This window comes from Streptomyces sp. NPDC060232, assembly GCF_042726555.1.
In the GTDB taxonomy this organism is placed as follows: Bacteria; Actinomycetota; Actinomycetes; order Streptomycetales; family Streptomycetaceae; genus Streptomyces.
The window spans coordinates 40,030-64,960 of the sequence record NZ_JBHXAG010000025.1; the positions used below are offsets into that span (position 1 = coordinate 40,030).

Below are 24,931 nucleotides of genomic sequence, written 5' to 3' on the forward strand. Positions count from 1 at the left end.
GCTGACCAGCAGTGAGATCCGCTGCCTCACCCCGGGACACCCCCGAGGTGCGCGTCGACGGCGGCGTCCACCAGCCGTTCGACGCCCGCGGCCCGGTCCTCGCCGAGGACCAGCGGCAGGCTGCCCCAGCGCCACAGCTGCGCCACGCCGTGCAGGTTGGCCCACAGGGCGGCGGCGGTGACGGAGGGCTCGGCCGCCCCGCACCGGTCGGCGAGGGCGACGAGCAGGGAGAACAGCGGGAGGGTCGACTCCCGCAGCCGCGGCTCGTGCGAGGGGTCCTGTCCCGCACTGTCCAGCAGGTCGTGCCGGAACATCAGCTCGAACATCCCGGGGTGCTCCAGTGCGTAGCCGACGTAGGCACAGCCGATCGCCCGCACCCGTTCCCGCGGGGTGGACTCCCTCGCTCCGGCCGCCACCTCGGCGAACCGCTCGCCGAGATCGGCGAAGCCGCGCCGGGCGATAGCCGACAGCAGGCAGTGGTGGGTGGGGAAGTACCGGCGCGGCGCACCGTGCGAGACGCCCGCCCGGCGGGCGATCTCGCGCAGCCCGAGGGCGCCGGTGCCCTCGTTCATGACGAGCTCGGCGCCGACGTCGATGAGCCGTTCCCGAAGGGGTCTCTCCTGGTCCATGGACCTCTGTCTACCAGCGTGAGTAGACAGTGTCTACTCGCATCGGGCGTGGCGGGAGGGGGCGGCCCGCGGCGGTTGGCGAGGACGCGCGGCGCGGTGCGGAGGATGATGGACTGGGCGGGGGCCCGAGGAGGAGGTGCACGTGCCATGACGGAGCACGACGGCGGCCCGTCGGCGCAGGACCTGGAGGAAGGCCGACTGCTCAAAGAGCTGGAGGCCATCCACCGCACGCGCCACGAGACCCTGTTGTACGGGTCCGACGACGCCCTGGTCACCCATACGAAGCGGATGAACGAGCTGGAGCACGAGTACGTACGCCGCCATCCGCAGCGGGCCCAGACCGCCTCCCGCACCCGGTCGGGTGCCCGCGCCCGCACCAACGGCGAGCACTGACGCCACCCGCCTCGGCCCGCCTGGGACGGCGCCTGAGCCCTCTTTGCCTCGAATGAGACGGATTCGTACCGTTCGAGGCGCAGGGGCTCCCTGACCAGGGCGCGGGTTCTTGGGACCGGCGGCCTCGCCGTCGCCGCGGCGGCCAACGGCTGGGCGCTCATTCCGCGCGATCTGCGGCCCCCCGAGGACCACTGACCCGGGCGGGCCGGAACGCGGCCGCGGGCGCCGGGCCCAGGGTGGTGGTGCCCGGCGCCGCCCGGTGCCCCAGGCCCGTGCGGTACGCGTCCATCGCCGCCTCGACCCGGCCCGTACGCCGCAACAGGTCGCCCAGCAGCCGGCACAGATCGGCGAGGTCGCCGGTCGCCCCGCTGCGCTCCAGCAGGGCGAGCGCCTGTACGTAGTGCTCCTCGGCGGACTCCGTCTCACCGCGCTCCTCGGCCATCAGGCCGAGGAGCCGGTGAGCGCCGCCGGCGTGCACCGCGCCATGGCTGTTGCCGAGATCGAGCAGCGCGTCGAGGAGTCCCGCGGCCTCCTCCTGCCGGCCCAGCCGGCGCAGTACGTCCGCCAGTTCGACCTCCACCTGGGCCGTGTACAGGCCGGCCCGCCGGGCCGACAGCATGTCCCGGGCAGTGCGCAACTCCCGTTCCGCAGGGCCGAGTTCACCATTCTGTGCCAGTACGTAGCCGCGCATCCAGTGGCAGTGCGCCAGATCGGTGCTCAGCTGCAGCCGGCCGTAGATCGCCTGCGCCTTGGCCAGGGAGGCGTCGGCCTCGGCCATCCGCCCCTCGGCGAGGAAGGTCCGTGCCACCTGCCGGTGCATGCCCGCCACCAGCGCCGGATCGCCGACCCGCGGGGCCAGGGCGAGCGCGAGCTCCGCCGAGTGGGCGGCGCGGGCGTGGGCGCCCATGTCCATGTACGGCCCGATCACCGCGGCGTGCAGCATGACGAGCGCGTCGGGGTCCGCCAGCCCGCTCGCGCCCAGCTCGTCGATGGCGGACTCCAGCAGGTAGCAGGCGTAGCGCAGCTCGCCCGCGAGCAGGTGCGCCACGGCACGGCCGCGCACGGGGCGGGCCCGCAGCGGTAGCGGCTCGTCGGCCAGAAGGCGTTCGGCCTCCTCGAAGTGGCTGATCGCGGCAGGCAGTTCACCGGACTCCAGCGCGCACTCGCCGAGCCCGAGGCGGGCCTGCGCCTGCTCGGGTGCGAGCCCGAGCTCCTCCGCCTCGGCGAGCAGTCGGCGGTAGCGTACGGCGGCCTCGTCGGCCGCGCCGGTGGCGAGCGTGCGCTGCGCGTCGGTGAGGGCGAGCCGCAGCTCGGTGGCCAGGTGGGCGGGGCGGCCGGTGGCCAGCTCCTCGTACGAGGTGTCCAGGCGGGCGGCGAGGAAGCGCAGCGCGGTCTCGGAGGGACGCACCTTGCCGGACTCCAGGGTGGAGATGTAGGCCGAGGTGTAGGACGGGTGCGCCAACTGCTTCTGGGTCAGGCCGCGTTCGACACGCATACGTTGGACCCTGCGGCCGATCTGGCCCGGTTCGTCCATGGAATCCCCCCTGGTTGCTCGAACTCCCCAGTATTCAACCGGAGTACGCCATTGCGCACCTCGCGTGCGCCGCCTAGTTTAAGCAGCCGATTCAATGCGTTTATCAATCCACTTAACTTCCTTTCCCGGGGGAGGACTTCATGGATCCGGTCAGAGGCGTGTTCAAACGGCGGACGCCGCGTCCGGCGCTGCGTGCGGCGCTCGCGATGGTCTGCGCGACCGCCGCGCTGGTGGCCGCCGGCCCGGTGGGTGCGGCGGACGCGGCGGACGGTCCGGCCAGTACGCGGGTGAAGGTCGAGATCCCTGGGCCCGAGCAGGGCGGCGACGCCGGATCGGGGCATGCCCTGGTGCCGTCGGCCGGCAGCCCCGCGAAGAGCTCGGGCCGCCTCACCGAGGCCGAGCGCTCGGCCGACGGCGAGGTCACCAAGATCATCGACAACGGCTCGACCGCCGACCGGCTCGACGTCGTCGTCATCGGCGACGGCTACACCGCAGCCGAACTGCCGCGGTTCCACGCGGACGCCGAGCAGAAGTGGGCCGAGGTGGCGGCCGTCGAGCCGTACACCACCTACCGCGGCCTCTTCAACGTCTGGACCGTCGACGCGGTCTCCCGCGAATCGGGCGTCTCCGGCGACCCGGACCCGGCCACCGTCCGCGACACCGCCCTCGGCTCCTCCTTCTGGTGCGACGACATCGAGCGGCTGCTCTGCATCGACCAGCCCAAGGTCGACGCGTACGTGGCGAAGGCGCCCGCGGCCGACCTGGTCATCGTCCTGGCCAACAGCGCCAAGTACGGGGGCGCCGGCTACAACGAGCCCAGCGCCACCCTCGGCTACGAGGGCATATCGACCGCCTCGGCCGGCCACCCGAAGTCCGGCCAGGTCGCCATCCACGAGACCGGCCACTCGCTGGGCAAGCTCGCCGACGAGTACTTCTACCCGGGCGTGCCGGGCTACGAGCAGTACACCGGGTCCGAACCCGGCGAGTCCAACAGCTCCGGCCTGCCCGCCGACCGGATGGCCGCGCAGCGGGCCAAGTGGTACCGCTGGCTCGGCGAGGAGTCGCCGGACGGCGGCACAGTCGGGGCGTACGAGGGCGGCAACTACTACGTGACGGGGCTGTACCGGCCCACCGACAACTCGCTGATGCGGGTCCTGGGCAAGCCCTTCAACCTGCCCGGCGTCGAATCGATGATCGCGGGGTTCTACCAGCACGCGAAGGTCGCCACCGCGCTCACTCCGACGGACCGGACCCTGCGGATGCACCACACCGCGAAGGTCGCCGTCCCGAAGCTGGCCGGAGCGGACGGCCGGCAGCTCGTGGTCCGCTGGTACCTGGACGGCAGGGAACTGCGGCGGTTCGAGGGGCGCACCGAGGTGTCCGTGGCCGAGCTGTGGCTGTTCGACCTCCGTACCCACCGCCTGTCGGTGACGGCCGAGGACCGCACGCCGTCGGTCCGCGACCCGAAGACCGCCCGGACGCTCCGCTCCACGGTGGAGTGGAAGGTCCGCCTGTAGGCCCGAGCCGGGGGACCGGTACCGGTAGCCGCGCGCGGCGGGCGCGCGGCGGCCGGTGTCCGCGGCGACGGGGTCGCGGCGGACACCGGCCGGGGCGCGGTGAGTCCGCAGGGGTGCGCAGGCTACACGGGGTCCATGCCCCGGTCGTCCATGCGGCTCTCCTGCTCGCTCTGCTCCTGCAGGCGGCGGGCCTTCTCCTTCAGTCGGCGGCGCTCCTCCGGATCGGTGGACCGCTCGGCGGCCTCGTTGAGCTCCTTGGCCTTGGTGCGCATCTGCAGGGACCGGCCGCGGGACTCGCCTGAAACGCTCATGATCGCTCCTTGCACTGTGGGGAGAGCGGGCGGATTCAGCGAAGCAGCCCTGCCGTACACCCGCATCTCGAACCGTCACCCAAGGTGATCCGCAGCGAACCGACCCCGCCGGGGGACGGCCTGCCGGCGTCCGCCGACACCACACCGTCGGCCCATCCGGTCAGTACAGGCCCGGCCGGGCGAGGTCCTCGTCCGAGTCCGCCCCGAGCTCGGTGGTGAGGGTGAAGAGCGCTCCGTCCGGGTCGCGGAGCGTCACCCACCGCTCCACGGCGTTCGAGGTGATGTCCGAGACCATGCGTCCCCCGAGCATGACGGCCGCCTCGATCGCCGGCCGGAGCCTGGGCACGCGGAAATGCACGTGCCAGCGCGGCCGGGTGTGCGGCGAGTAGGAGGCGAGCTCGACGGGACCGCTGTTCAGGCGGGCCACCGGCTCGCCGTTCTGCCGCAGGACGACCTGGTCCTCCTCGTAGGAGACGGCGCAGCAGCCCGGGCGGTCGGTGGCCCATTCCAGTACCGCGCCGTAGAACATCGCCGCGTCGAGGGCGTTGCGGGTGCGCAGTTCCAGCCAGGCCGGGAGGGGGCCCTTGCCGGCCCGCCAGTCCGCGGCCACGTCGCCCTCCCAGATCCCGAAGACCGCACCGTCCGGGTCGGCGACGAGCGCCGCGCGGCCGCCGGACTCGAAGGACACCGGACCGACGGCGATGGTCCCCGTCCGCTCACGGATGCGGTCCACCGCCACGTCGGCGTCGTCGACGGCGAAGTACGGCGTCCACGCCGCCGCGACCCCCAGATCCGCGGCCAGCGCCCCGATGCCCGCCACCGGGACACGGTTGAGGAACGCCACCGAGAAGGCATCGCCGAGGCGGGCCGGCCGGAACCGCCAGCCGGCCACCGCACGGTAGAAGCGCTGGGCCGTCCCGAGGTCGCGCGTCATCAGGCTCACCCAGCACGGCGCCCCGAAGACCTCCCGTGTCGAAATCTCCACCGCACACTCCGTCCCTGAGGCACCCATCGTTCCATTCTGGTCCTTATCGTGACGATCCTCGCGTCCTACAGCCGTCGATGCGCACACAAAGTGGCCGGGAATCACTTTCCGTGTCGATCCCGGCCGGCCGTACGCAGCGGTAGCCTCGGTCCCGGACACCATCGCGCAGCGTGGGGAAGGCAGGTCTGCCATGTCGGGATCCCAGGTTCCCGTGATCGATCTCGGGCCATGGCGGTCCGGCGGTCCTCAGGAACGGCCCCGGACCGCCGCCCGCGTCGACGAAGCCCTGCGCACGGCCGGATTCCTGCTCGTGACCGGCCACGGCATCGACCCCGTGCTCCCCGCACGGATCCGGGACGCCGCCCGCTCCTTCTTCCGGCTGCCGGCCGCCCTGAAGGAGCCGTACGCCGTCACGGTCGGCGGCCGGGGCTGGCTGGGACCCGGGGCCGAGGCCAACAGCCACGCGGAGGGGACGGACTCGCCGCCCGACCTCAAGGAGTCCTGGTCCTTCGCAGCCGACGAACCGACCGGGCGGCCCGCCGTGGACGCCGAGTGGTTCCGGCCCAACACCTGGCCGGAGGAGGTACCGGAGCTGCGCCCGCTGGTCACGGAGTACCTGGCGCGGATGCGGGCCCTCTCCGACGAACTGCTGGAACTCCTCGCCACCGCCCTCGGGCTCGACGAGGACCGCTTCACGCGCCACACCGGACACCCCACCTGGGGGTTCAACCTCAACTGGTACCCCGGCACACAGACCGTCGGCACCCCCCTGCCGGGACAGTTCCGCATCGGCGCCCACACCGACTTCGGCACGGTCACCGTCCTGGACCGGCAACTCGGCTCGGGCGGGCTCCAGATCCACACCGACGCCGACGGCTGGATCGACGCGCCCTACGACCCGGCCGCGCTCACCGTCAACATCGGCGACCTGATGGCCCGCTGGACCGGCGACCGCTGGCGGGCCGGCCGCCACCGCGTGCTGCCCCCGCCCGCCGACACCCCCGCCGAGGAACTGATCTCACTCGTCTACTTCTACGAGTGCGACGCGCACACCCGGGTGGAATCCCTCCCCGCCCCCATCGGCCGGGTGGTGCACGACCCCGTCGACTCCCACACCTACCTGCGGGACAAGCTCCGGGCCATCAGCGTCCCCGCAGGTACTGATACTTCGGAGTGACGCGCGGCGCGGAACCATCCCCAGGGGCTACGCCCGGATCAACCGCCGAGGTGAAGACCGGGCCCGGCCACACTGCATAGCGTCGCTCCCATGACCCGACGCCGAACAGCCGCAGCCGCCGCCTTACTCGCCCTGCTCCTGCCGCCCCCGCTCGCCGCCGCCGGCACCGCCGCCGCGGCGGACGCCCCGTCCGCGGCCGAGCGCAGCCGCCCCGCGGTCGAACTCCCACGCCCCACCGGACGGTTCGCGGTCGGCCGGGAAGACCTGCACCTGGTGGACCGCAGCCGGACCGACCCCTGGGCAGGCTCCGGACCGCGCGAACTGATGGTCACCATGCGCTACCCCGCCCGGCGCGACACCGGCAGCGCCGCGCGCTACCTCACCCGCGAGGAGGCCCGGCTGCTCCTCGTCGACAGGGGACTGGACCAGGCCGTCCCCGTCGAGACCCTGGCCGGTACCGCGAGCGCCGCCCGGACCGGCGCCCGCCCCGTCGCCGGACGCCACCCGCTGGTCGTCCTCTCACCGGGCTTCACCGTCCACCGCGCCACCCTCACGGCGCTCGCCGAAGACCTGGCCTCCCGCGGCTACGTCGTCGCCGCGGTCGACCACGCCCACGAAAGCGTGGGGACCGCCTTCCCCGGCGGCCGCGTGCTCACCTGCCTGGCCTGCGACAAGTCCGAGGAAACCGGTATGCGGGCGGTCAGCGACAACCGGGCCCGCGACGTGTCCTTCCTGCTGGACCGCCTCACCGGGCCCCACCCCGCCTGGCGCCACGCCGGCCTCATCGACCCCGGCCGCATCGCGATGGCGGGCCACTCCATCGGCGGCGCCTCGGCGATCGCCGCGATGGCGGCCGACCCGAGGATCCGCGCCGGGGTGAACATGGACGGGGGCAATGCCACCCCCGTACCCGCCACCGGACTCGGCGGACGCCCCTTCCTGCTCCTCGGCGCCCAGGAGCGGGGCCCCGGCGGCAACGAGACCTGGGACTTGGACTGGCCGCTGCTCGACGGCTGGAAGCGCTGGATCACCTTCGACGGCTCCGGCCACTTCACCTTCAGCGACTTCCCCGCCATCGGCGAGCAGCTGGGCCTGAACGACCCCGAGACCCCGCTGCCCGGCGCCCGCTCCGTCGAACTGACCCGCCGCTACGTCGGCGCCTTCCTCGACCGGCACCTGCGCGGGGAGTCCCGGCCCGTCCTGGACGGCCCCTCCGCCGACGCCCCGGAGGTCCGCTTCCACGCTCCGTAGCCCGTCCCGCCCCCCCCGGGCCGTCTCGGCTCAGACCACCGTCACCGCGTGGCGCACCACCGCGTCGAAGAGGTAGCCCTGCGTGTTGTGGACCGCCGTGTCCGGCTGCGTACGCCCGGTCCCGTCGCTCGCCCGGGCCAGCAGCGCGGTCGTCCCCGTCGCCCGCGGGGTCCACGGCACCGACCAGCGCACCCAGCCGCCCCGCTGCGGGGAGTCGTGCATCCGGGCGCGCCGCCAGTGGCCGCCACCGTCCGTACTGACCTCGACCCGGGTCACGGGGGCGGCGGCGGACCACGACCGGCCCGTCAGCAGCCGCGTCCGGTGCACGGGAACGGTGGCGCCCAGCTCCAGCTCGAAGGCGCTCTTGAGGGTCTGCCGGGTCAGCGGGGCGCTGCCCTGCGCCGGCTGCCCGGGCCCGAACAGCCGGTACATGTCCGTGTTCCACGGCGAGTACAGCGCCTCACCGCTCACCTCGATGTCACCGACCCACTTGATCGACGAGATCCCCACCCAGTCGGGGACCACCAGGCGGACGGGACCGCCGTGGTCGGGCGGCAGCGGACGACCGTTCATCTCGTAGGCGAGCAGTACGTCGTCCAGCGCCTTCGCCACCGGCAGCGGACGCCGCACCCGGCCCAGGTTCACCCCGTTCGCCACCACCTCGTCGTCCAGCCCGCGTGGCATGACGTCGACCGCCCCCCGGGTCACGCCCGCCAGCCGCAGCACGTCCGACAGCCGCGCCCCGCGCCAGTGCGCGACACCGATCGCGCCCAGGGTCCAGGCCGTACCGGTCACCGGCATGCCCTGCTGCGTGGAGTAGAAGCTCCGGCCGTTGCCCGCGCACTCGATGAACACCGTCCGCTCGACCGCCCGCAGAGCGCGAAGCCGTGCGTACGAGAACTCCACCGGGCCGCCCGCGAGCCCGTCGCCCCACACCGTCAGCCGCCACGCGCCGGCGCCGATGCGCGGGGTCGAGGTGTGGTTGCGTACGAAGAAGCGGTCGATGGGGGTGAGCCGGCCCGTGCCCCGCAGTGCGGCGAAGTTCGTCTCCGCGTTCGTCTCGCGGATCGTGAACAGCTCGGGCGGCAGCGGCTTGAGGATACCCGGCGCCGCCTCCGCCCCCGCGGCGGAGGCGGTACCGGCCCCGGCCGCCCCCAGCGATCCGGCCGCGGCCCCCACCGCGAACAGCTTCAGCAGATCGCGGCGGTCCAGCCCGGCGGAGCGGGCGCGGCCGCGGGTCCACTGCCGCAGGCGCGTACGGTCGTAGTGGCTCTCGTCCGACAGATCGATCGGCATGGCGGGGACACTCCTCGGTCGCGCTTCCCGACGGACCGCAGAGGTCCGGGGCGAACCGCGGAAAGCTTCCCCGGCAGATGGCCGCGAACCCGCAGCACCGCCGCAACGGCCGATTACCGCTGGTCCGGCGAATTTCGGCAGGATGGGGGCATGACCGAGATCCGCACCCCCCGACTTCTCCTCCGCCTCTGGACCGATGACGACCTCGTCCCCCTCTCCGAGATCCACGCCGACCCGGACGTGATGCGCTGGGTCGGCGACGGCTCCACGCTCGGCCTCGACGAGACGGCCGAGGCCATCGAGCGCTGGGAGGAGGAGTGGGACGAGGAGGGCTTCGGCCTCTTCGCCGTCGAGCTGCTCGGCTCCGGCGAGCTCATCGGAGCCGTCGGCCTCTCGGTCCTGGAGGACCTGCCCGACGCACGGGCCGACGTCCAGATCAGCTGGCTGCTCGGCCGCCAGTACTGGAGCCAGGGCTACGCCTCCGAAGCCGCCCACGCCACCTTGGAGTTCGCCCTGCAGGACCGCGGCCTCGACCGCGTCGTCGCGGTCCACCGGCTCGGCGACACCGCCTCCGAGAACGTGGTCCGCAAGCTGGACATGGCACGGGAACGCGAGACCACCGACCCCCGGTACGGGCACGCCGTACAGATCCACGGCATCGACCTCACCGAGTACGAGGCCTGACCGGACCACGGCCGTCCCGCATCAGCCGATCGGACGCCCCGGGAGTCGTCCGGACCGCTCCAGGGGTCCGTCCGCCGGGCGGACCGGTCGCCGGGCCGCGGCCCGGCGAGCGTGGACCGGGGGAGCGGGACGCATCGCCGTGCTCCGGCCGGGCCTCTGACCCTGCTCAGGCCGTCCGCGGGGCCACGGCTCCGCCGCCCGCACGGACCGCGGCGACGGCCGCGGTGTGCAGGGCGGCCGGGGCGCCGTGATGGGGCCGGGGGCTGCCCGTGAGGGTGTACCACTCGTCGGCGTCCTTGTACTGCACGTCGAACCGGACCAGGCCTGCGCCGGTCGCGGTGGTGCGCAGGGTCAGCGGGCCCGTGATGACGCCGACCTCGTCGGTCATGGCGCCGCCCGGCCCGGCGAGCACCTCGTCCTGCCACTGGTCCGCGCCGGTCATGAGGCGCAGGTGTCCAGCATCGTGGTGAGCATCTTCTTCTCCGGCTCGGTGACGGTCAGCTCGTAGGCGGATTTGACGGTGGTCCAGGCCCGTCCGTACTGGCACCAGCTCGAACGGTCCGGCGGCTGCCACAGGTCGGGGCTCTGGTCGCCCTTCGACCGGTTGGAGGCAGCGGTGACCGCCAGCAGCTGAGGATGGGTCAGGTCGTTGGCGAAGGCCTTGCGGCGGGCGGCGTCCCAGCCGGACGCCCCGGAGCGCCAGCCCTCGGCGAGAGGCACGATGTGGTCGATGTCCAGTTTGCCCGCGTCGGTGACGGTCACCCCGTCGTAGAGGCTCTTCCACGTGCCGGACACGGCCCGGCACTCGCCGTCCCGTTTCACCTCGGCGCCGTCCCGTTCGAGGACGGTCTCGCGGGTGTCGCACCTGTCGCCCTGCTCCGCCCAGTGCGTGAACCTGGCCCGGCTGTAGCCGGCCATCGTGCCCACCGGAGCCACCTTCAGCGCGGCCAGCCTGCTGCGGGCCGCGGCGGTGGTGACCATGCCGGGCAGCACGTCCCCGCCGGCCGGCGCCCCGCCCTCAGGACCCCCGGCCGGCGGCGCGGCCCGGGAGCCGGACGGCTTCGCGTTCCCGCCGCCCGGCGCGTCCGGAGCGGCCGGACCGGAGCAGCCGGCCCCGGCCGCCAGCAGCAGGGCGGCCAGCAGCACACCCGGTACACGTATCTGACGTCCCATGACCCCACCCCGAGCCCGAACCGCTCCGCCACTGTCCGGGAAAGCCTACCCAGAACCGGACATTCAACCTACGGCGCCCCTCCGGCGGGCGTTGTCAGTGCCTCTCGCTAGTCTCCCGACATACCGCAGCTCAGGGGGGTTTGGTCCCCCCTGTCAGGGCTGCGCGCAACAGGTACGGGACAGGCGGAGGGGCACAGTCTGATGGCATGGCTGGCGGCGGGCGAGGGGTACGAGATCGCCCTGGTGGAGGGGCGGGTGGCGGCGAGGTCCGTCACCGGCCGGGCAGCGGGACGGCAGTTGAAGACGCTGCCCAAGGCACTGAAGGACCATCCCGAGGTGGACCGGCTGCGCCGGCTCGCCGAATGGCTCGACCGGCACGCGGCGGCCTGCGTCGCCCAGGTCGACGGCTGGATGGTGTCCTCGCTGCCCGTCCCGACCGAACTGCTCGCCCGGGTCTGGCCCGACGAGGCCTGGCAGAACGCCCTGCGCGACCTGGCCGTCGTCGGCGACGACCCCGACGAGGTGGGCTTCCTGCGGGACGCCACCGCCTCGGGCGAGCTGAAGGTGGTCAACCTCGACGGCGAGACCGTACGGCTCTCCGCGCGCACGGTGACCCTGCCCCACCCCGTACTGCTGCCCGACCTGGACGACGTACGGGAGTTCGCGGCCGAACTGGGCATCGTGCAGCAGGTCGAGCAGATCCACCGCGCCACGTGGCGCAAGCCCGACGAGGTCTCCGCCACCGCCACCGAGGTCCGTGACTACGCGGGCGGGGTCTTCCCCACCCGCTTCAGCCTCGCCGCCCGCGCGACCGCCCTCGGCTACCGGGTCTCCGGCGGCTACGCCACCTGCAAGGTCCGCGACGCGGGAGCCGGCACCGGCACGGAGGCGGCGGTGTGGATCGGCGAGCCCTACTACGACGACGAGACCACCACCGGCGCGCTGAGCTGGCACGGCGACGACGGCCGGTCGGTGACGCTGGCGAAGGTCGGACCGGTGGCCTGGTCCGAGGGAATGCGAATGGCCGCGGCACTGTACGCCGGGCGCAAGATCGAGGAGGGCGGGGACGCATGAGCAGGAACCTGAGAAACACCGGGACGACCGAGACCGCACTGCTGCTGCAGGCCGGCGCCGTCCTCCCCAACGGCACCACCGGGGCCGGAGCCGACGCCGTCGACCTGACCGCCCGCACCTACCGCCACCCCGGCCTCGACGAGGACCGCGTCGTCGTCCGGCTCGCCGCTGCCGAACTGGGCGCCGCCGAGGACCTCGCCGCCGGCTTCCTGGGCCTCGTACGCGACGAGGGCGAGCCGTCCGTCGTCGGCCTGAGCCGGCGCCAGGCACTCGGCTTCCCCGAATGGGTGCTCGTGCACCACCCCGAGGACGGCCACCACGCCCTCGCCGTCGTCCCCGAACTCGACCGGATCGCCCGCCAGGCCAAGACCAAGCCCAAGGCCGCGCTCGACGCGTGCCTCGAACTGGCCGACCGCCTCGCCGCCTCCGTGCCGCACTTCCTGCCCCTCTTCCACGAGCAGGCCGCACGCATCTTCCTCGCCGTCGAGAACACCACCTACGCCGCCCAGCTCTTCGGCCGCGCCCGCACCGCCGAGGCCCAGCACGGCCTGCCCGTCGACGAGGACCGCCTCGACTCCGTCTTCCTCGAATTCGCGCTGGCCGGCGCCCTGCCGGTGAAGGTACTCGCCGGCTACGGCAAGGCACTGGCCGGCCGCGTCAGCCCCGACGAGGCCTACGAGCGCTTCCGCCGCCTGTGCGTACGCCGCACCGCGGGCGGACTGCCGCCCTCCGCGCAGGCCGCGGTCGAACTGCGCCGCCTCGCCCGCACCGCCGGCCTGACCGGCACCGAACCCGAGCAGGAGTACCTCGCCGAACTGCTCCCCCTCCCCGCCACCCTGCGCGCCGCGCTCGGCTGGTGGAAGGCCCACCGCGGCGCCCTCGTCGCGCTCGCCCGCCGCGTCCCGGCCGTACGCGGCACGCTCCTCGGACTGACCCCGCCCAGCGGCGACGTCGACCTCACCGACCTGTGGCTGGACATCCTGGAAGAGTCCGGCGCCACCGCCGGACTGGCCGACGAGAACCTGCCCGCGCAGGAGCGCTGCGCCGACGGCGCCGCCGGATGGCTCGAACGCCTCTACACCGCCCGCCACTCCGGCTGGGGCCGCCGCCCCACCAACCCGGCCCTCCTTGACATCGTGGAGCGCTGCGCCCCGCGGCTGCGCGCCGAACTCGCCCGCCCCGGCAGGGAGGCCGGCCTGAAGGTGGGCGTCCAGGACGCCGACCTGCTCGACCTGCTGCTCACCCTCGAAGTCCCCGTCGCCGCCCCCCAGGAACACGAGCCGCGGCACCGCCACGACACGCTGAACCTGTCGGACTGGGCCCACCGGGACGAGCGCCGTGACCTGGCCGCGGTCGCCGCGGACCCCCGCTTCCGGCCCGCCTTCCGCCGGGCCCTGAACGGCATGGGCAGCGGTGGGGCCGACATCGTCCGCCACGTCGCGGCCTCTCCCGGCGCGCGCCCGCTGCTGACCGAGTGGATGGCCGACGTCGCCCGCGCATCCGTCGCCGCCGGCCTGCCCGGAGTCCCCGACGCCATCGAGCGGCTGACCTGGCTGCCCGTCGAGGCACTGGCGCTCGCCCCCGAGGAGGTCGCCGCCGCGGCCGCCGCCGACCTCGGGGAAACCCTTGCCCGCACCCTGCGCGGCGGCCTCTTCGAGGAGCTGGCCTGGCCCTCCTGGGAGAGCGCCGTCGCCGAACTGACCCCCGGCAAGGACCGGGGCGGCCTCACCATCGTCGAGGCCTGGCCGTACCTCATCGTCGCCAACGCGGCCCAGGTCCGCGTCATCGACGCCGACTCGACCGTCCTCACCCACGACCTGCGCGTGCCGGCCGGCTCCCACCGCCGCATGGGATTCCACTACGTCGACGGCGAACTGCTCGTCTTCTGGTCCGACTGGAGCGCCCACCGCGTCGAGGGCTACTGGCACTCCTCGCCCGGCACCGTCTTCACCCTCGACACCGACCGCAACTACTGGTCCCTGCGCAGCGACCACCTCTCCCTGCAGCTGCCCGGCGGCGGGCGCACCACCGGCGGCGGCGTCCTGCACCGCGGCGACACCCGGCTGCCCGACGAGCGGCCGGTCCTGTCCGACGGCACCTCGTACTGGGCGTGGCGGCAGCGCGACCACGACAACGACAGCGGCTGGCTCGAGTACGACCCGGCGAGCGGCGCCTACGGACGCTCCTCCGTGCCCGCCTTCTTCACCGACACCATGAGGGCGTACCACGGCAAGGCCTCCTCCGGGTACTCCAGCCGGCTGCTGCCCACGCCCACCGTGGAAGGCTCCGTGCTCGGCGCACCCGTCGACGGCCTCCTCGGCTGGCACGCCGTACGCCTCCCCGACAACGGCTGGGCCGGCATCGACACCGGCGGCCGCACCGTCACCGTCCCCGAAGGCGGGGACAAGCCGGTCGCGGCCCTCACCTTCCCGGGCGACGACCGCCCGCGCGCCCTCTCGCACAGCTGGCGCTCGCTGGCCGTCACCGACCCCGACGGCGTCGTCACCGCCCAGACCCGCAACGACCGCCACGACACGCCCTTCAGCACCGGCAGCGTGGACCTCCCGCCGCTCTCCCACTGGTACGCACTGCGCCCGCGCGACCCGCAGGGCTCGGCGGCGCTGCGTACGGCCGACCGCGAGACCGTCGGGGCCCTCCTGAAGGCGGCGGCCGCCGTGTCGAAGGCCACCGAGCTGCCGGACGTGGTGAGCGCGGCCCTGCCGCAGGTCACCGACCCGAAGCTGATCGGCGGCATCGTCGAGGTCCTGCGGTTCGCCCTCACCCAGCAGAAGGCCCTGGACCAGATCTCGGCCCGGCTCCACGCGGACACCGCCCCCGCCGAGGACCGCGAGCAGGGGCCCGCCGACCAGCTGCTCGGCGCGGCCCTGGGCGGCCTGCTCGACTACGACCACTACCGCTACAACGGCGACAGCGACGGCGCACACCGCACCCTGCGCCTCCTCGGCTCCGCCCGCGCCGCGACCGACGCCACCGCCGTGCCCGGACTGCTCCACTTCGACACCCCTGCCCTGCCGTACTACACCTTCGCCTGGACACCGCTGCTCGACCAGCCTGCGGCCGCGGCCTACCGGGCCGTCGCCGCGACGACCACCGGTGAACAGCGGGCGGCCCTCCTCACCATGCTCGGCGAGGTGGACGCCCTCGGGATGGCCTCGGCTCAGGGCTCGGCCGACAGCTGGCGCCGGGTCGTGGTCCACCTCGGCCACGCCCACCTCACCGGCCCCGACGGTCTCGACCGCAACCGCTACCACCGCAGCCTGCTGCCGCTGGGCGGCGGAGCCCTGCTCGCCATGACGGAGCAGGGCGACTCCGTGCCCGACGGCCACGAGTTCGGAGCCCTGCTCCACGACCCCACCGGAGGCTTCACCGTCCCCGGCCCCTACACCGTGCGCCGCGAGACGCCCCTCGGTGATCCCGACCGGGACCCCGGCTGGCTGACCGCCTTCCTCGGCGCGGCCGCCGAGCACGGGCCGGTGCCCTTCCGCCCGGAGGCCGCGGAGGAGTTCTCCCGCCTCACCGGGGTCTCCGGCGCCCTCGCCCGCCTGGTGGTCGCGGGACTCCCGCACATCGACAGCTACGAGCGCAACTTCCTGCCCGCGGAGGTGCGTACCGCCCTCGGTGTCAAGGCGACCGACGCCGCCTACGCCCGTGACGAGCTCAAGAACCTCGGTGCGGAGGTCCGGCGCGCCATCGTGGCGGCCCTGCTGCCCGCCGACCCCGCCCGCCTGTGGAGCGAAGGCCCCGACGTGGCGGCCGCCGCGGAGCTGTGGAACCGGCGCGTGGGCCGCCGTACCCCCGTACCCGACTGGCTGGCCACCGAGGCCGCGCGCGCCGTCCGCGGCGGATGGCCCGCACACCGGGTACTGGCCGCACTCCTCGACCCGGCCGCCTCGCGTGAGCTCTCCCTCGACGTGCCGTGGACGGTCAAGGGCGACCACGTGGAGCCCGCCGAGCCCGCCACCGACCCGTTCACCGCGCAGGTCCTGACCGCGACCCTGGCCATGAGCGCATGGCTGGCCCACCGGCTGCCGGCCGGGGACCCCGTACGAGCGGCCCTGCCGCCCGCGCTGACCGCCGTACGACAGCGGCTCGCCGCACCCGGACTGCTCCTGGAGATCGCCCACTACACCAGCCTGTCGAACTTCCGGAAGGCGGCCGGCACTCCGACCGAGACCGGCGAGGGCTACGAGCGCTACGGCGCGGTCGTCATGGCCACCCACGACGACCAGCCCAGGCCGGCGGTGCGGACGGCACTGCTGGACTCCACCGGCTCCGACCCCTACCTGCCGGCGCTGCGCGGCGACGACCAGCAGCCCCTCATGGCCGAGACGGCCCTGCGGACCGCCCACGACCCGCGCTTCGCCGCACTGCTCGCCGACCCGGGCGCCCCCGCCGCCGGCACGGTCGACGCGGCCGGCACGTGGTGGCCGCAGGACCCGAGCCGATCGGTGCCCGAACTGGTGGAGGAGGTCGGCGCCGAGTACGCGCTGGGCGCCGACGCGGCCGCCCTGTACCTGGCACTGCTCGCCATGCCCGACCCCACCGACCGCAACACCGCCCGGTGGACGGGCTGGAAGCCGGCCCGCCTCAAGGCCGCCCGCGCCGAACTGGCCGCCACCGACCTGGTGGTGTCGGCCGACCGCAGCCGGGCCGGACGCTCGCTGTTCCTGCCCGGCGGGTGGGCCGACATGGCCTCCCCGGCGCTGCCGGTGGAGCAGTGGAAGCTGCCCATGTACGGCCTCACCCCCGGCGGCCGGCCGCTGCTGGGCGTCCTGGCGCCGGCCGAACCGGCCGCGGAGCTCTACCGCCGCGCCTGGCAGCGGATCCGGGAGGGCGACGTCCCGCGCTTCCAGGAGCTCAAGGTGAAGCGCACCCGCGCCCGCCGCCGCTGAACCGGCCGCTACCCCGATGCGGAGCCGGTGCGGCCCACCTGACACGGTGGGCCGCGCCGGCCCCCACCACCACCTCGTACACCGCGCACACCGCAGAGGAACCACCCGATGACCGTCACCGAACCATCCGCCCCCGCCCGGCAGGTGCTGCCCGCCGAGGAGCGGTACGCCGCCGAGCTCGCCTTCCTCGCCGCCCACGACACCGGCCCCCGTCCGCCCGGCTGGGCCCTGACCCCGCGCGCCGTGGTCACCTTCGTCTGCGGCAGCGACGGCACCGAACTGGCCCTGCCCAAGCGCCGCGCCGGCCTCCCGTCCAAGCTGGCCGTCGCCCCCAAGTTCGTCGGCGAACGCGCCCTGGTGGAGCGCTGTGTCGTCACCCTCGCCGGAGAGCGCGGCCTGCTCCTCACCGGAGAGCCGGGCACCGCCAAGTCGATGCTGTCCGAGCTGCTGGCCGCCGCCGTCTGCGGTACCAGCGCCCTCACCGTCCAGGGCACCGCCGGCACGACGGAAGACGCCTTCCGCTACGGCTGGAACTACGCGCTGCTGCTCGCGCAGGGACCGAGTTCGGGCGCCCTGGTCGACTCCCCGGTGCTCTCGGCCATGCGCACCGGGCGTGTCGTCCGCGTGGAGGAGATCACCCGCTGCCTGCCCGAGGTGCAGGACGCGCTCGTCTCGATCCTCTCGGACCGGCGGGTCAGCGTGCCCGAACTGACCGCCACCGAGGACGCGGTGGTCTGCGCCGCCCCCGGCTTCACCGTCATCGCCACCGCCAACCTCCGCGACCGCGGCGTCTCCGAGATGTCCGCCGCCCTCAAGCGGCGCTTCAACTTCGAGACCGTCGCCCCGATCGCCGACGCGGACGCGGAGGCCACGCTGATCCGGCGCCAGGCCGTCGCCGCCGTCGAGCGGGCCGGCGCCGCCTTCGGCGTGGACGACGCCGTGCTCGACGCGCTCGTCACCGTCTTCCGCGACCTGCGCTCGGGACGTTCCGCCGAGGGCTGGGACGTGGAACGCCCGGGTACCGTCATGTCCACCGCCGAGGCGGTCCAGGTGGCGGCCTCGCTGGGAGTCGCCGCCGCGTACCTGCCGGACGGGGACGTGCTGGACCTGCTGCCGGGGCACCTGCTGGGCGTCGTACGCAAGGACGACCCCGCCGACCACGGAAGGCTGCTGGGGTACTGGGACGGCCCGGTCCGGCGCCGCGCCGAGGACGGCTCGGCGATGTGGCGCCGCCTCTGGGACCTGCGCGGGAGCCTGCGTTGACGCACACCGACCCGCGGGCCGCGGTCGACGCGCTCGCCGCGGCCCGCGAGCCCTACCTGATCGGGATACGGCACCACAGCCCCGCGCTGGCCGCGGTGGTGCCGGCCCTGCTGGACGCCTCCGGCGCGGACGTCGTCTGCGTCGAGCTCCCGGCGGACTTCCAGCCGTGGCTGGAGCACCTGGCCGACCCGGAGACCGTCGCCCCGGTCGCCCTGGCCGGCACCGGCGAGGACGGCCGCCTGGCGTTCTACCCGTTCGCGGACTTCTCCCCGGAGCTGGCGGCCATCCGCTGGGCCCGCCGATCGGGCGCGGCCGTCCTGTGCTGCGACCTCCCCCTGTCCGACCCCGGCTGGGCCCCCCACCCGGCCGTCCCCCACCCGTCCCCACCCACGGACAGGCCGACGGCCGCCCTGCCCGACGCCTCCGCCCCGACCGCGGTCGCGTCCGCGGAGAACGGCACCGGCGTGCCCGGGGCTTCGGCCGCGGTCGCCGTGCCCGGCGTGGCCACGGATGCGCCCGCGCGTGCGGCCTCCGGCACGGTTCCGCCTTCGGACGCGGGCAGCGCCTCGGTGCCGACCGGTGTGCCGGGCACGGGTTCTGGCCCGGACGCCGCCCGGAGCGCGTTCACGGACCCGTCCGCCGCAACCGGTTCGGACCCGGACGCGGGCACCGGCACCGACGGGCGGGGCGCAGGCGGCTTCGCCGGCGCCCTCACCGCCGCCGGCACGGGCCGGGACGGCGACGACATGTGGGACCGCACCGTCGAGGTCCTCGCACCGGGCTGCTCCCCGGAGGCCGTACGCCGCGCCGCGCTCGGCGTCGGCTGGGCGCTGCGCGAGGACGGCCCCGTCCCGGACCGGGACCTCGCCCGCGAGTCCCACATGCGCGCCGTGATCGCCGGCGCCGCCGCCGACGGCCACCGGGTGGCCGCCGTCATCGGCTCCTTCCACGCCCCGGCCCTCGTCGACCCCGTCGAGCCCGGTACGGGCAAGGCCCCCGGCGGCCCCGGGGCGAACGCGGACGACGGTTCCGTGCCGGGCGCGGACGCACCAAGCCCCCGGTGGGGCAGCGACGGGGCGAAAGCCCCGTCGGACGGCGTGTCGCCGGGCGGCAGCCGCGCCACGGGTGACGACGCGGCCGGCGTCGAGCAGCGTCCAGCGGCGGACCCCGGCCCGGCGGGCGAGGACGGGTCGGACTCCCGCCGGGGGAGCGGCGAGGGGGCGGAAGCCGCCGGCGGCGTCGCGCCGAGCGGCGGCTGCGCCACAGGTCCCGAGGCGGAGCCCGCGACCGGGCAGGGGCAGCCCGTCGTGCCGGGTCCGCGCCCGGGCGGGAGCGCCGCTTCCGGGCCGGCCGCGGGGCCGGGCCGGCGCCCGGGCGGGCGCGGCACCGCCGGGGCGGCCCCCGCGGAGCCGGCCGACGTCGCCGTCACCTCCTTCGTCCCGTACTCCTTCGATCTGCTCGACTCCCGCTCCGGATACCCCGCCGGCATCCGCGACCCGCTCTGGCAGCAGGCCGTCCTCAACGCCGGCGGCGACCCCGAGCGGGTCCGGGAGGCGGCGTCCGTCGCCGTCACCGGGCTCTGCCGGGAGCTGCGCCGGGCCGGACACACCGCCGGCACCGGCGAAGCCGCCGAGACGCTGAGGCTGGCCTGCGACCTCGCCGTCCTGCGCGGGCTCCCCGCGCCCGGCCGCGGCGAGCTCCTGGAAGCCGTCGCCACCGTCCTCGGACAGGGCGAACCCCTCGGCCGGGGCCGGGCGCTGGCCCACGCCCTCGAAGCGGTGCTCGTCGGCACCGCCCGCGGGCGGATCACCCCGCACGCCCCCCGCTCCGGACTCGGCCCCTCCGTCGAGGCCGAACTCGCCGAGCTGCGCCTTCCGTGCCCCGCGGACCCCGCGCCCCGCGAGATCCGCCTCGACCCGCTCCGCTCCGCCCTCGACGGCCGCCGCGAGGTCCTCCTGCAGCGCCTCCTCGTCTGCGGCGCCTCCTACGGGGAGCCCCTCACCGTCGCCGCCACCGGCGACGGCACCGCCCTCGGCACCAAGTGGCGGCTGTCCTGGACGCCTTCCGTCCCGGCCCGCCTCGACCTCACCGGCGTGCGCGGCGTCACCGCCGCCCAGGCGGCCGCCGGGACGCTCGGCGAAACCGCCCGCCGTGCCGCCGCCGACGGCGGCCCGACCCCGGCCCAGATCCTCGCCGGGCTGGCCGCCGCCGCGCGGTGCGACCTGCCCGACCTGGTCGACGTACGCCTCCACGAGGCGGCCGCCGTCCTGCCGCAGACGGCGACCCTTCCCGAACTCCTCGACGCCCTCGACCTCCTGGAGGCACTCCACCGCGGCCACCTCCCCGGCACCTCCGCCGCTTCCCGTGCCGCTTGCGCCGCGCTCACCGGCGAGCTCCTCGAAGCCGCCGTACGCTCCCTGCCCGGCCTCGCCGGCAGCGACGACCCGGCCGACGCCGCCGCCCTCGTGGCCCTCGCCGACCGGGCCTCCGCCCACCACCTGGGCCTGCGCACGGACGACGCCCTCGCCGCGCTCGCCGCCACCGCGTCCCCGCTGATGCAGGGCGCGGCCCTGGCCGTACGGGTCCTCCTCGACCTCGACCCGGCCGAGGCGCTCGGCGACCGCGCCGCCGGATGGATCGACAGCGCCGGCACCGCCGACAGCCGGCGCGCCCTGACCCGCCGGATCGCCGGACTCCTCACCGCCGCCGGCCCGTTGCTGCAGTCCTCCCCGGCCGCCCTCACCCCGCTCCTCGACCGCGTCGACCACCTCGCCGACCAGGACTTCCTCGACCGTCTCCCCGCCCTGCGCGGCGGCTTCGACGCCCTCGCGCCGGCCGCCCGCGACCGGCTGCTGGACACGGTCGCCGAGCGACTCGGCGACCGCATCGACCTCGCCCTCGACGCCCCGCCCGCGCTGCTCGCCCTCTGGGCCGCCGCCGACGCCGCCGGTCTTGCCGCACTCAAAGCCCTCCCGCTGCCACAGCCGCAGGAACCGGACCCGGACCCCGACCCCGACCCGGACCCGGACTCTCCCGTACCGGCCCAGGCTACGGACGTCCCCGACGCGGCGTTTGCCCCCACCGCCCGGCCGGAGGCGCACCGGCTGGCCCCCGCCGACCGCTGGCGGCTGCTGCTCGGCCGCGAACGCGACCGGCTCCCCGCCGGCGCCCGCCGCTACGCCCACGCACTGGACGAGCTGTACGGCTCCGGACACGGCGAAGGGGCCGGCGACCTCGGCACCGGCCAGGGACCGGGCCGCGGCGGAGGCCAGGAGGCCTCCTTCCCCACCGCCCGGGAATGGTCGCAGGAGCTCGAAGCGCTGTTCGGCGCCGACGTACGGGAGGAGGTGCTGGCCGGTGCAGCCGAAGCCGGCCGCACCGACGTGCTCGCCCAGCTCGACCCGGCGGCCGTGCGGCCCTCCGTGGAACTGCTGAGCTCCGTACTCTCCCTCGCTGGAGGACTGCCGGAGGCCCAACTCGCCCGGCTGCGTCCCCTGGTGAAGCGACTCGTCGACGAACTGTCCAAGGAGCTCGCCACCCGGATGCGCCCTGCCCTGTCGGGCCTCACCACACCGCGCCCCACCCGCCGCCCGGGCGGTGCGCTCGACCTGGCCCGCACCCTGCGCGCCAACCTCGCGCACGCCCGCCGCCGGCCCGACGGCTCGGTGGTCGTCGTACCGGAACGGCCCGTATTCAGCACCCGGGCGAGCCGCGAGGCCGACTGGCGGCTCGTCCTGGTCGTCGACGTGTCCGGCTCCATGGAAGCCTCCGTCATCTGGTCGGCCCTGACCGCGGCCGTACTGGGCGGCGTGCCCACCCTCTCCACCCACTTCCTCGCCTTCTCCACCCAGGTCGTGGACCTCACCGACCGGGTCGAGGACCCGCTCTCACTGCTGCTGGAGGTGCGCGTCGGCGGCGGCACGCACATCGCCGCCGGCCTCGCCCACGCACGCTCCCTGATCACCGTCCCGAGCCGCACCCTCGTCGTCGTGGTCAGCGACTTCGAGGAAGGCGGCCCGATCGGCGGACTGCTCGGGGAGGTCCGCGCACTGGCCGCCTCCGGCGCCCACCTGATGGGCTGCGCCGCGCTCGACGACACGGGCACGCCCCGGTACTCGGTGCCGGTAGCCCGGCAACTCGTCGCGGCCGGCATGCCCGTGGCCGCCCTCAGTCCTCTCGCCCTCGCCCGCTGGGTCGGCGACCGCCTCCGTGGAGAGTCCCGTTGAGCACCGAACTGCCGCCCGTCGCACCCGAGGTGCTCGCCGAAGCGGTCGAAAGCCTCACCGCACGGCTGCGAAAGAAGCTGGACGACGCCACCGCAGACTGCGCGGACTCCGCCACCCGCGAGGCCGACGGAAGCGTCACCTTCCGTTTCGGCGAGGACGCCCTGGTGACCCTGCGGCCCGGTCCGGCCGGGACCGTCACCGAGGCCGGACAGGCCACCTGCACCTGCCTGTTGGCGCCCCGGTGCCTGCACCGGGCCGCCGCCCTGGGCGCCGCGCCGCTCGCCGACGCGGCGCCGCCGGAGCCGGAGCCGGCCGAGGCCGTCGCCGCAGGATCAAACCAGGCACCGGCGGCCGCATCAGCCGGAGCCGGAGCCGAAGCCGAGACGGAAGCCGGAACCCGAGCCGCGTCAGCGTCCGGCGAGTCCCCTGGGTCCGCCGAACCCGTCCCGGCCCTCACCGCGGCCCAGCTCGGCGCCGCGGCCGCGCTCTGGCACGCCGCCGCCGAAGCCCTGGCGGCGGGCGTGACCGCCGGAGGAGCCGTCGTCCAGGCCGAGCTGCTGCGCGCCGCACACACCGCCCGCCTGGCCGGCCTGCCCCGCGCGGAAGCGGCCGCCCTGCGGGTCGTACGGGGCCTGCGCGCGGCCCGCGAACGCCGCACCGCGCACCGCCTGGGCGACCTCACCGGATCCTTCCGCGAACTCCTGCACACCGCCGGGGTGCTGGCCTGCGGTACGGCCGGTCCGGCACTGACCGGCACCTCCCGGCGCGCCTACACGCAGGGCGGCAGCCTCCAGGTGCAGGGCCTGTGCCGGGAACCGGTGCTCTCGGCCACCGGCTACGGCGGGGTCGTCACCCACCTGTTGGCCCCGGACGGCTCCCGCTACTCCGTCTCGGACGTCCGCCCGGGAGGCCTGGCCCGCGCCCGCGGGGCCGGGCGGGCCTCCGTCGCCCTCGGCGGCGCCACCCTCGACCACGCCGGCCTCGCCCGGGGAGGCCTGCGCATCGTCGGCGCGACGGTCTCCCCGGAGGGCCGGCTCGGCGCCGGACGCGGGGTCAAGGCGACCCCGCTGCCCGGCGCCGCGTGGACCGACGGGCCCGCGGCCCCGCTGTTCGCCCGCCCCGCGGCCGAGGCCGTCGCCGCGCTGCTGGCGGCCCCGGCCGAGGCGGCCGATGCCGAAACCGCCCTGATCGGCTGCGATGTCACGGTCGTCGGGGCGGCCGGCGACCACCTCCTCGTCCGCGAGGCAGGGCCCCACGCACCCCTGCTGAGGCTGCTGCCCGCGCACCCGCACCCGGAGCTGCCGCACACCGAGAACCTGCGGCGCATCGCCTCCCACCCCGGACTGCGGCTGCGGGTCCTGGGCCGTCCCGACCTCGACCGCGCCGCCACCCTGCGCCCGGTGGCCGTCGGGCCGGTGCCCGGCGCACCGTGCACGCTGCGGCTGCCCGAGGAATGGCTGGGCCGGGCCGATCTCGGCTACGACCGCCTCCAGGGCGAGCACTTCCCGCCGCCGGACGCCGTCGCGGCGTCCGGCGAGGCCGGCGCCGTACCGGCGGCCGACGCCCCGGACCCGCTGGCCACATCGCCGCTGTGGCGGGTGCGGCGCCTCCTCGAGACCGGTGTCGCCGGCGGCCGCCGCGCCGTCGCCGAGGCGGCCCGGGGTACGGCGCCCCTGGCCGCGTACGGTCCGCTGCGCCGGGCCGGGCTCACCGCCGCGGCGGACCTGGCCACCGCCCTCGCGGCCGAGGCCGACCGGCGCCCGCGCGACGCCTTCGGCCGGCTCGCCGACCCCTCGCCCGACGGCTACGCCTGGGCCTGGCTGGCCGCGGCCACCCACCTGGCGGCTGCGGAGCGCTCCCTGGTCGCCGCGTCGTGGACGGCTACACCGAACGGAGCCACGCCCGCAGCGCCGTGAAGTCCCCGGCGGTCAGGCCGACGCCCGGATCGACGCGGTGTAACAGGGCAGGGCCCGGGTGGTGACCGGCCACCCAGGCCCGGTCGGCGCCGGTGATCTCGTCGTCGATCCACACGAACGGCCGCCCGGCCGCGTGGTCGAGGAGGGCTGGGGTCTTCCAGTGGACGCCACCGTGCCCGTCCTCGTCGGAGGGCTCCGGCCAGGCCACCACGGGCAGCTCCGGCAGTCCGAGCCGCGGTGCGACGCACTCGTTGGCCTCCGCCATCCAGGTCGTCGCCCACCACAGCTCGCACGGCAGCCCCGCCAACAGAGGCCCGAGCGCCGCGTCGATGCGGGCGAGCAGGGGATGGGGGCCGCCGTCCCCGGGTGGGTACGAGCCCGCCCCGAAGGGGATCAGCGGACCGTCGACATCGAGGTAGAGGAGGGGAAGGGCCGTTGAGCCGGTCATGACTCCACGCTAGGCCCTCTCGTCAAGCTCTCGACCGCGGTGCGGACCTGACGGCGGACGAGGACCCGGCAGGCTACGGCCACGCCGGTCCGCCGACCGGCGGCGACCCGACCGGCGGCGGCGGGCCCTGAGGCCCGGCCG

Annotated in this window: 18 protein-coding genes; 10 read left to right on the forward strand and 8 right to left on the reverse strand. The window is 75.3% G+C overall.

Going from position 1 to position 24,931, the window contains the following annotated elements; genetic code table 11:
* Window positions 1-26: 26 nt before the first annotated feature.
* Entirely contained in the window at window positions 27-629 is a 603-nt protein-coding gene (locus ACFWFZ_RS28960; protein WP_387125930.1) for a TetR/AcrR family transcriptional regulator, read from the reverse strand.
* A gap of 147 nt (window positions 630-776) precedes the next feature.
* On the opposite strand from ACFWFZ_RS28960, the gene ACFWFZ_RS28965 reads away from it, so the two are divergent.
* Complete coding sequence (locus ACFWFZ_RS28965) at window positions 777-1,022, forward strand: DUF6158 family protein (RefSeq protein WP_387125933.1); 246 nt, start codon at window positions 777-779, stop codon at window positions 1,020-1,022.
* Between the two features lie 157 nt (window positions 1,023-1,179).
* Here the strand turns inward: ACFWFZ_RS28965 and ACFWFZ_RS28970 are convergent, their stop codons facing one another.
* Window positions 1,180-2,556 (reverse strand): tetratricopeptide repeat protein, encoded by a 1,377-nt coding sequence (locus tag ACFWFZ_RS28970; RefSeq protein ID WP_387125935.1) that lies wholly within the window; start codon window positions 2,554-2,556, stop codon window positions 1,180-1,182.
* Window positions 2,557-2,696: 140 nt separating this feature from the next.
* On the opposite strand from ACFWFZ_RS28970, the gene ACFWFZ_RS28975 reads away from it, so the two are divergent.
* Window positions 2,697-4,073 (forward strand): M64 family metallopeptidase, encoded by a 1,377-nt coding sequence (locus tag ACFWFZ_RS28975; protein WP_387125937.1) that lies wholly within the window; start codon window positions 2,697-2,699, stop codon window positions 4,071-4,073.
* Window positions 4,074-4,195: 122 nt separating this feature from the next.
* Here ACFWFZ_RS28975 and ACFWFZ_RS28980 read toward each other — a convergent pair whose 3' ends face one another.
* Window positions 4,196-4,384: a DUF6381 family protein gene (locus ACFWFZ_RS28980; RefSeq protein WP_387125939.1), complete on the reverse strand. Its 189-nt coding sequence runs from the start codon at window positions 4,382-4,384 to the stop codon at window positions 4,196-4,198.
* A 160-nt stretch (window positions 4,385-4,544) separates the two neighbouring features.
* A complete protein-coding gene (locus ACFWFZ_RS28985; RefSeq protein WP_387126026.1) occupies window positions 4,545-5,318 on the reverse strand; it encodes a VOC family protein in 774 nt (257 codons plus the stop codon).
* A gap of 241 nt (window positions 5,319-5,559) precedes the next feature.
* Between ACFWFZ_RS28985 and ACFWFZ_RS28990 the strand changes: the two genes are divergently transcribed.
* Together ACFWFZ_RS28990 and ACFWFZ_RS28995 are read left to right on the forward strand one after the other, a co-directional pair.
* Window positions 5,560-6,546, forward strand: coding sequence for an isopenicillin N synthase family dioxygenase (locus tag ACFWFZ_RS28990; RefSeq protein WP_387125941.1), 987 nt, complete (start codon window positions 5,560-5,562; stop codon window positions 6,544-6,546).
* Between the two features lie 90 nt (window positions 6,547-6,636).
* Window positions 6,637-7,797: an alpha/beta hydrolase family protein gene (locus ACFWFZ_RS28995; protein WP_387125943.1), complete on the forward strand. Its 1,161-nt coding sequence runs from the start codon at window positions 6,637-6,639 to the stop codon at window positions 7,795-7,797.
* A gap of 30 nt (window positions 7,798-7,827) precedes the next feature.
* Here the strand turns inward: ACFWFZ_RS28995 and ACFWFZ_RS29000 are convergent, their stop codons facing one another.
* A complete protein-coding gene (locus ACFWFZ_RS29000) occupies window positions 7,828-9,093 on the reverse strand; it encodes a sulfite oxidase (RefSeq protein WP_387125945.1) in 1,266 nt (421 codons plus the stop codon).
* 150 nt (window positions 9,094-9,243) lie between these two features.
* Here ACFWFZ_RS29000 and ACFWFZ_RS29005 point away from each other — a divergent pair, with 150 nt between their 5' ends.
* Window positions 9,244-9,777 carry a GNAT family N-acetyltransferase gene (locus ACFWFZ_RS29005; protein WP_387125947.1) on the forward strand — a complete coding sequence of 178 codons (534 nt, stop codon included), beginning with the start codon at window positions 9,244-9,246 and terminating at the stop codon, window positions 9,775-9,777.
* Window positions 9,778-9,943: 166 nt separating this feature from the next.
* On the opposite strand, the gene ACFWFZ_RS29010 is transcribed toward ACFWFZ_RS29005, so the two are convergent.
* Window positions 9,944-10,219, reverse strand: coding sequence for a hypothetical protein (locus ACFWFZ_RS29010; RefSeq protein WP_387125949.1), 276 nt, complete (start codon window positions 10,217-10,219; stop codon window positions 9,944-9,946).
* Complete coding sequence (locus ACFWFZ_RS29015) at window positions 10,216-10,950, reverse strand: DUF1524 domain-containing protein (protein ID WP_387125951.1); 735 nt, start codon at window positions 10,948-10,950, stop codon at window positions 10,216-10,218. The genes ACFWFZ_RS29010 and ACFWFZ_RS29015 overlap by 4 nt, the downstream gene beginning before the upstream one ends.
* A gap of 201 nt (window positions 10,951-11,151) precedes the next feature.
* On the opposite strand from ACFWFZ_RS29015, the gene ACFWFZ_RS29020 reads away from it, so the two are divergent.
* The 5 genes from ACFWFZ_RS29020 (at window position 11,152) to ACFWFZ_RS29040 (ending at window position 24,342) form a co-directional block, all read left to right on the forward strand.
* The gene (locus ACFWFZ_RS29020) at window positions 11,152-12,024 is read left to right on the forward strand and encodes a DUF4132 domain-containing protein (RefSeq protein ID WP_387125953.1); all 873 of its coding nucleotides are present in this window, start codon (window positions 11,152-11,154) and stop codon (window positions 12,022-12,024) included.
* Window positions 12,021-16,937, forward strand: coding sequence for a DNA-binding protein (locus ACFWFZ_RS29025; RefSeq protein ID WP_387125955.1), 4,917 nt, complete (start codon window positions 12,021-12,023; stop codon window positions 16,935-16,937). Before ACFWFZ_RS29020 ends, ACFWFZ_RS29025 begins: the two co-directional genes overlap by 4 nt.
* A 108-nt stretch (window positions 16,938-17,045) precedes the next feature.
* Window positions 17,046-18,200: an AAA family ATPase gene (locus ACFWFZ_RS29030; protein ID WP_387125957.1), complete on the forward strand. Its 1,155-nt coding sequence runs from the start codon at window positions 17,046-17,048 to the stop codon at window positions 18,198-18,200.
* A complete protein-coding gene (locus ACFWFZ_RS29035) occupies window positions 18,197-22,426 on the forward strand; it encodes a DUF5682 family protein (protein ID WP_387125959.1) in 4,230 nt (1,409 codons plus the stop codon). Before ACFWFZ_RS29030 ends, ACFWFZ_RS29035 begins: the two co-directional genes overlap by 4 nt.
* Window positions 22,423-24,342: a hypothetical protein gene (locus ACFWFZ_RS29040; RefSeq protein WP_387125961.1), complete on the forward strand. Its 1,920-nt coding sequence runs from the start codon at window positions 22,423-22,425 to the stop codon at window positions 24,340-24,342. Before ACFWFZ_RS29035 ends, ACFWFZ_RS29040 begins: the two co-directional genes overlap by 4 nt.
* Here ACFWFZ_RS29040 and ACFWFZ_RS29045 read toward each other — a convergent pair.
* A complete protein-coding gene (locus ACFWFZ_RS29045) occupies window positions 24,308-24,790 on the reverse strand; it encodes an HAD domain-containing protein (RefSeq protein ID WP_387125963.1) in 483 nt (160 codons plus the stop codon). The genes ACFWFZ_RS29040 and ACFWFZ_RS29045 overlap by 35 nt on opposite strands.
* Window positions 24,791-24,931: the final 141 nt, after the last annotated feature.

What these genes read in the sequence shown, in the direction of transcription:
- ACFWFZ_RS29020 (WP_387125953.1), top strand. Translation starts at nt 11,152, where the DNA reads ATGGCATGGCTGGCGGCGGGCGAGGGGTACGAGATCGCCCTGGTGGAG.
- ACFWFZ_RS28970 (WP_387125935.1), bottom strand. Translation starts at nt 2,556, where the DNA reads ATGGACGAACCGGGCCAGATCGGCCGCAGGGTCCAACGTATGCGTGTC.
- ACFWFZ_RS29005 (WP_387125947.1), top strand. Translation starts at nt 9,244, where the DNA reads ATGACCGAGATCCGCACCCCCCGACTTCTCCTCCGCCTCTGGACCGAT.
- ACFWFZ_RS28965 (WP_387125933.1), top strand. Translation starts at nt 777, where the DNA reads ATGACGGAGCACGACGGCGGCCCGTCGGCGCAGGACCTGGAGGAAGGC.
- ACFWFZ_RS29010 (WP_387125949.1), bottom strand. Translation starts at nt 10,219, where the DNA reads ATGACCGGCGCGGACCAGTGGCAGGACGAGGTGCTCGCCGGGCCGGGC.
- ACFWFZ_RS28990 (WP_387125941.1), top strand. Translation starts at nt 5,560, where the DNA reads ATGTCGGGATCCCAGGTTCCCGTGATCGATCTCGGGCCATGGCGGTCC.
- ACFWFZ_RS28980 (WP_387125939.1), bottom strand. Translation starts at nt 4,384, where the DNA reads ATGAGCGTTTCAGGCGAGTCCCGCGGCCGGTCCCTGCAGATGCGCACC.
- ACFWFZ_RS29045 (WP_387125963.1), bottom strand. Translation starts at nt 24,790, where the DNA reads ATGACCGGCTCAACGGCCCTTCCCCTCCTCTACCTCGATGTCGACGGT.
- ACFWFZ_RS29030 (WP_387125957.1), top strand. Translation starts at nt 17,046, where the DNA reads ATGACCGTCACCGAACCATCCGCCCCCGCCCGGCAGGTGCTGCCCGCC.
- ACFWFZ_RS28960 (WP_387125930.1), bottom strand. Translation starts at nt 629, where the DNA reads ATGGACCAGGAGAGACCCCTTCGGGAACGGCTCATCGACGTCGGCGCC.
- ACFWFZ_RS29000 (WP_387125945.1), bottom strand. Translation starts at nt 9,093, where the DNA reads ATGCCGATCGATCTGTCGGACGAGAGCCACTACGACCGTACGCGCCTG.
- ACFWFZ_RS28985 (WP_387126026.1), bottom strand. Translation starts at nt 5,318, where the DNA reads ATGACGCGCGACCTCGGGACGGCCCAGCGCTTCTACCGTGCGGTGGCC.
- ACFWFZ_RS28995 (WP_387125943.1), top strand. Translation starts at nt 6,637, where the DNA reads ATGACCCGACGCCGAACAGCCGCAGCCGCCGCCTTACTCGCCCTGCTC.
- ACFWFZ_RS29015 (WP_387125951.1), bottom strand. Translation starts at nt 10,950, where the DNA reads ATGGGACGTCAGATACGTGTACCGGGTGTGCTGCTGGCCGCCCTGCTG.
- ACFWFZ_RS29025 (WP_387125955.1), top strand. Translation starts at nt 12,021, where the DNA reads ATGAGCAGGAACCTGAGAAACACCGGGACGACCGAGACCGCACTGCTG.
- ACFWFZ_RS28975 (WP_387125937.1), top strand. Translation starts at nt 2,697, where the DNA reads ATGGATCCGGTCAGAGGCGTGTTCAAACGGCGGACGCCGCGTCCGGCG.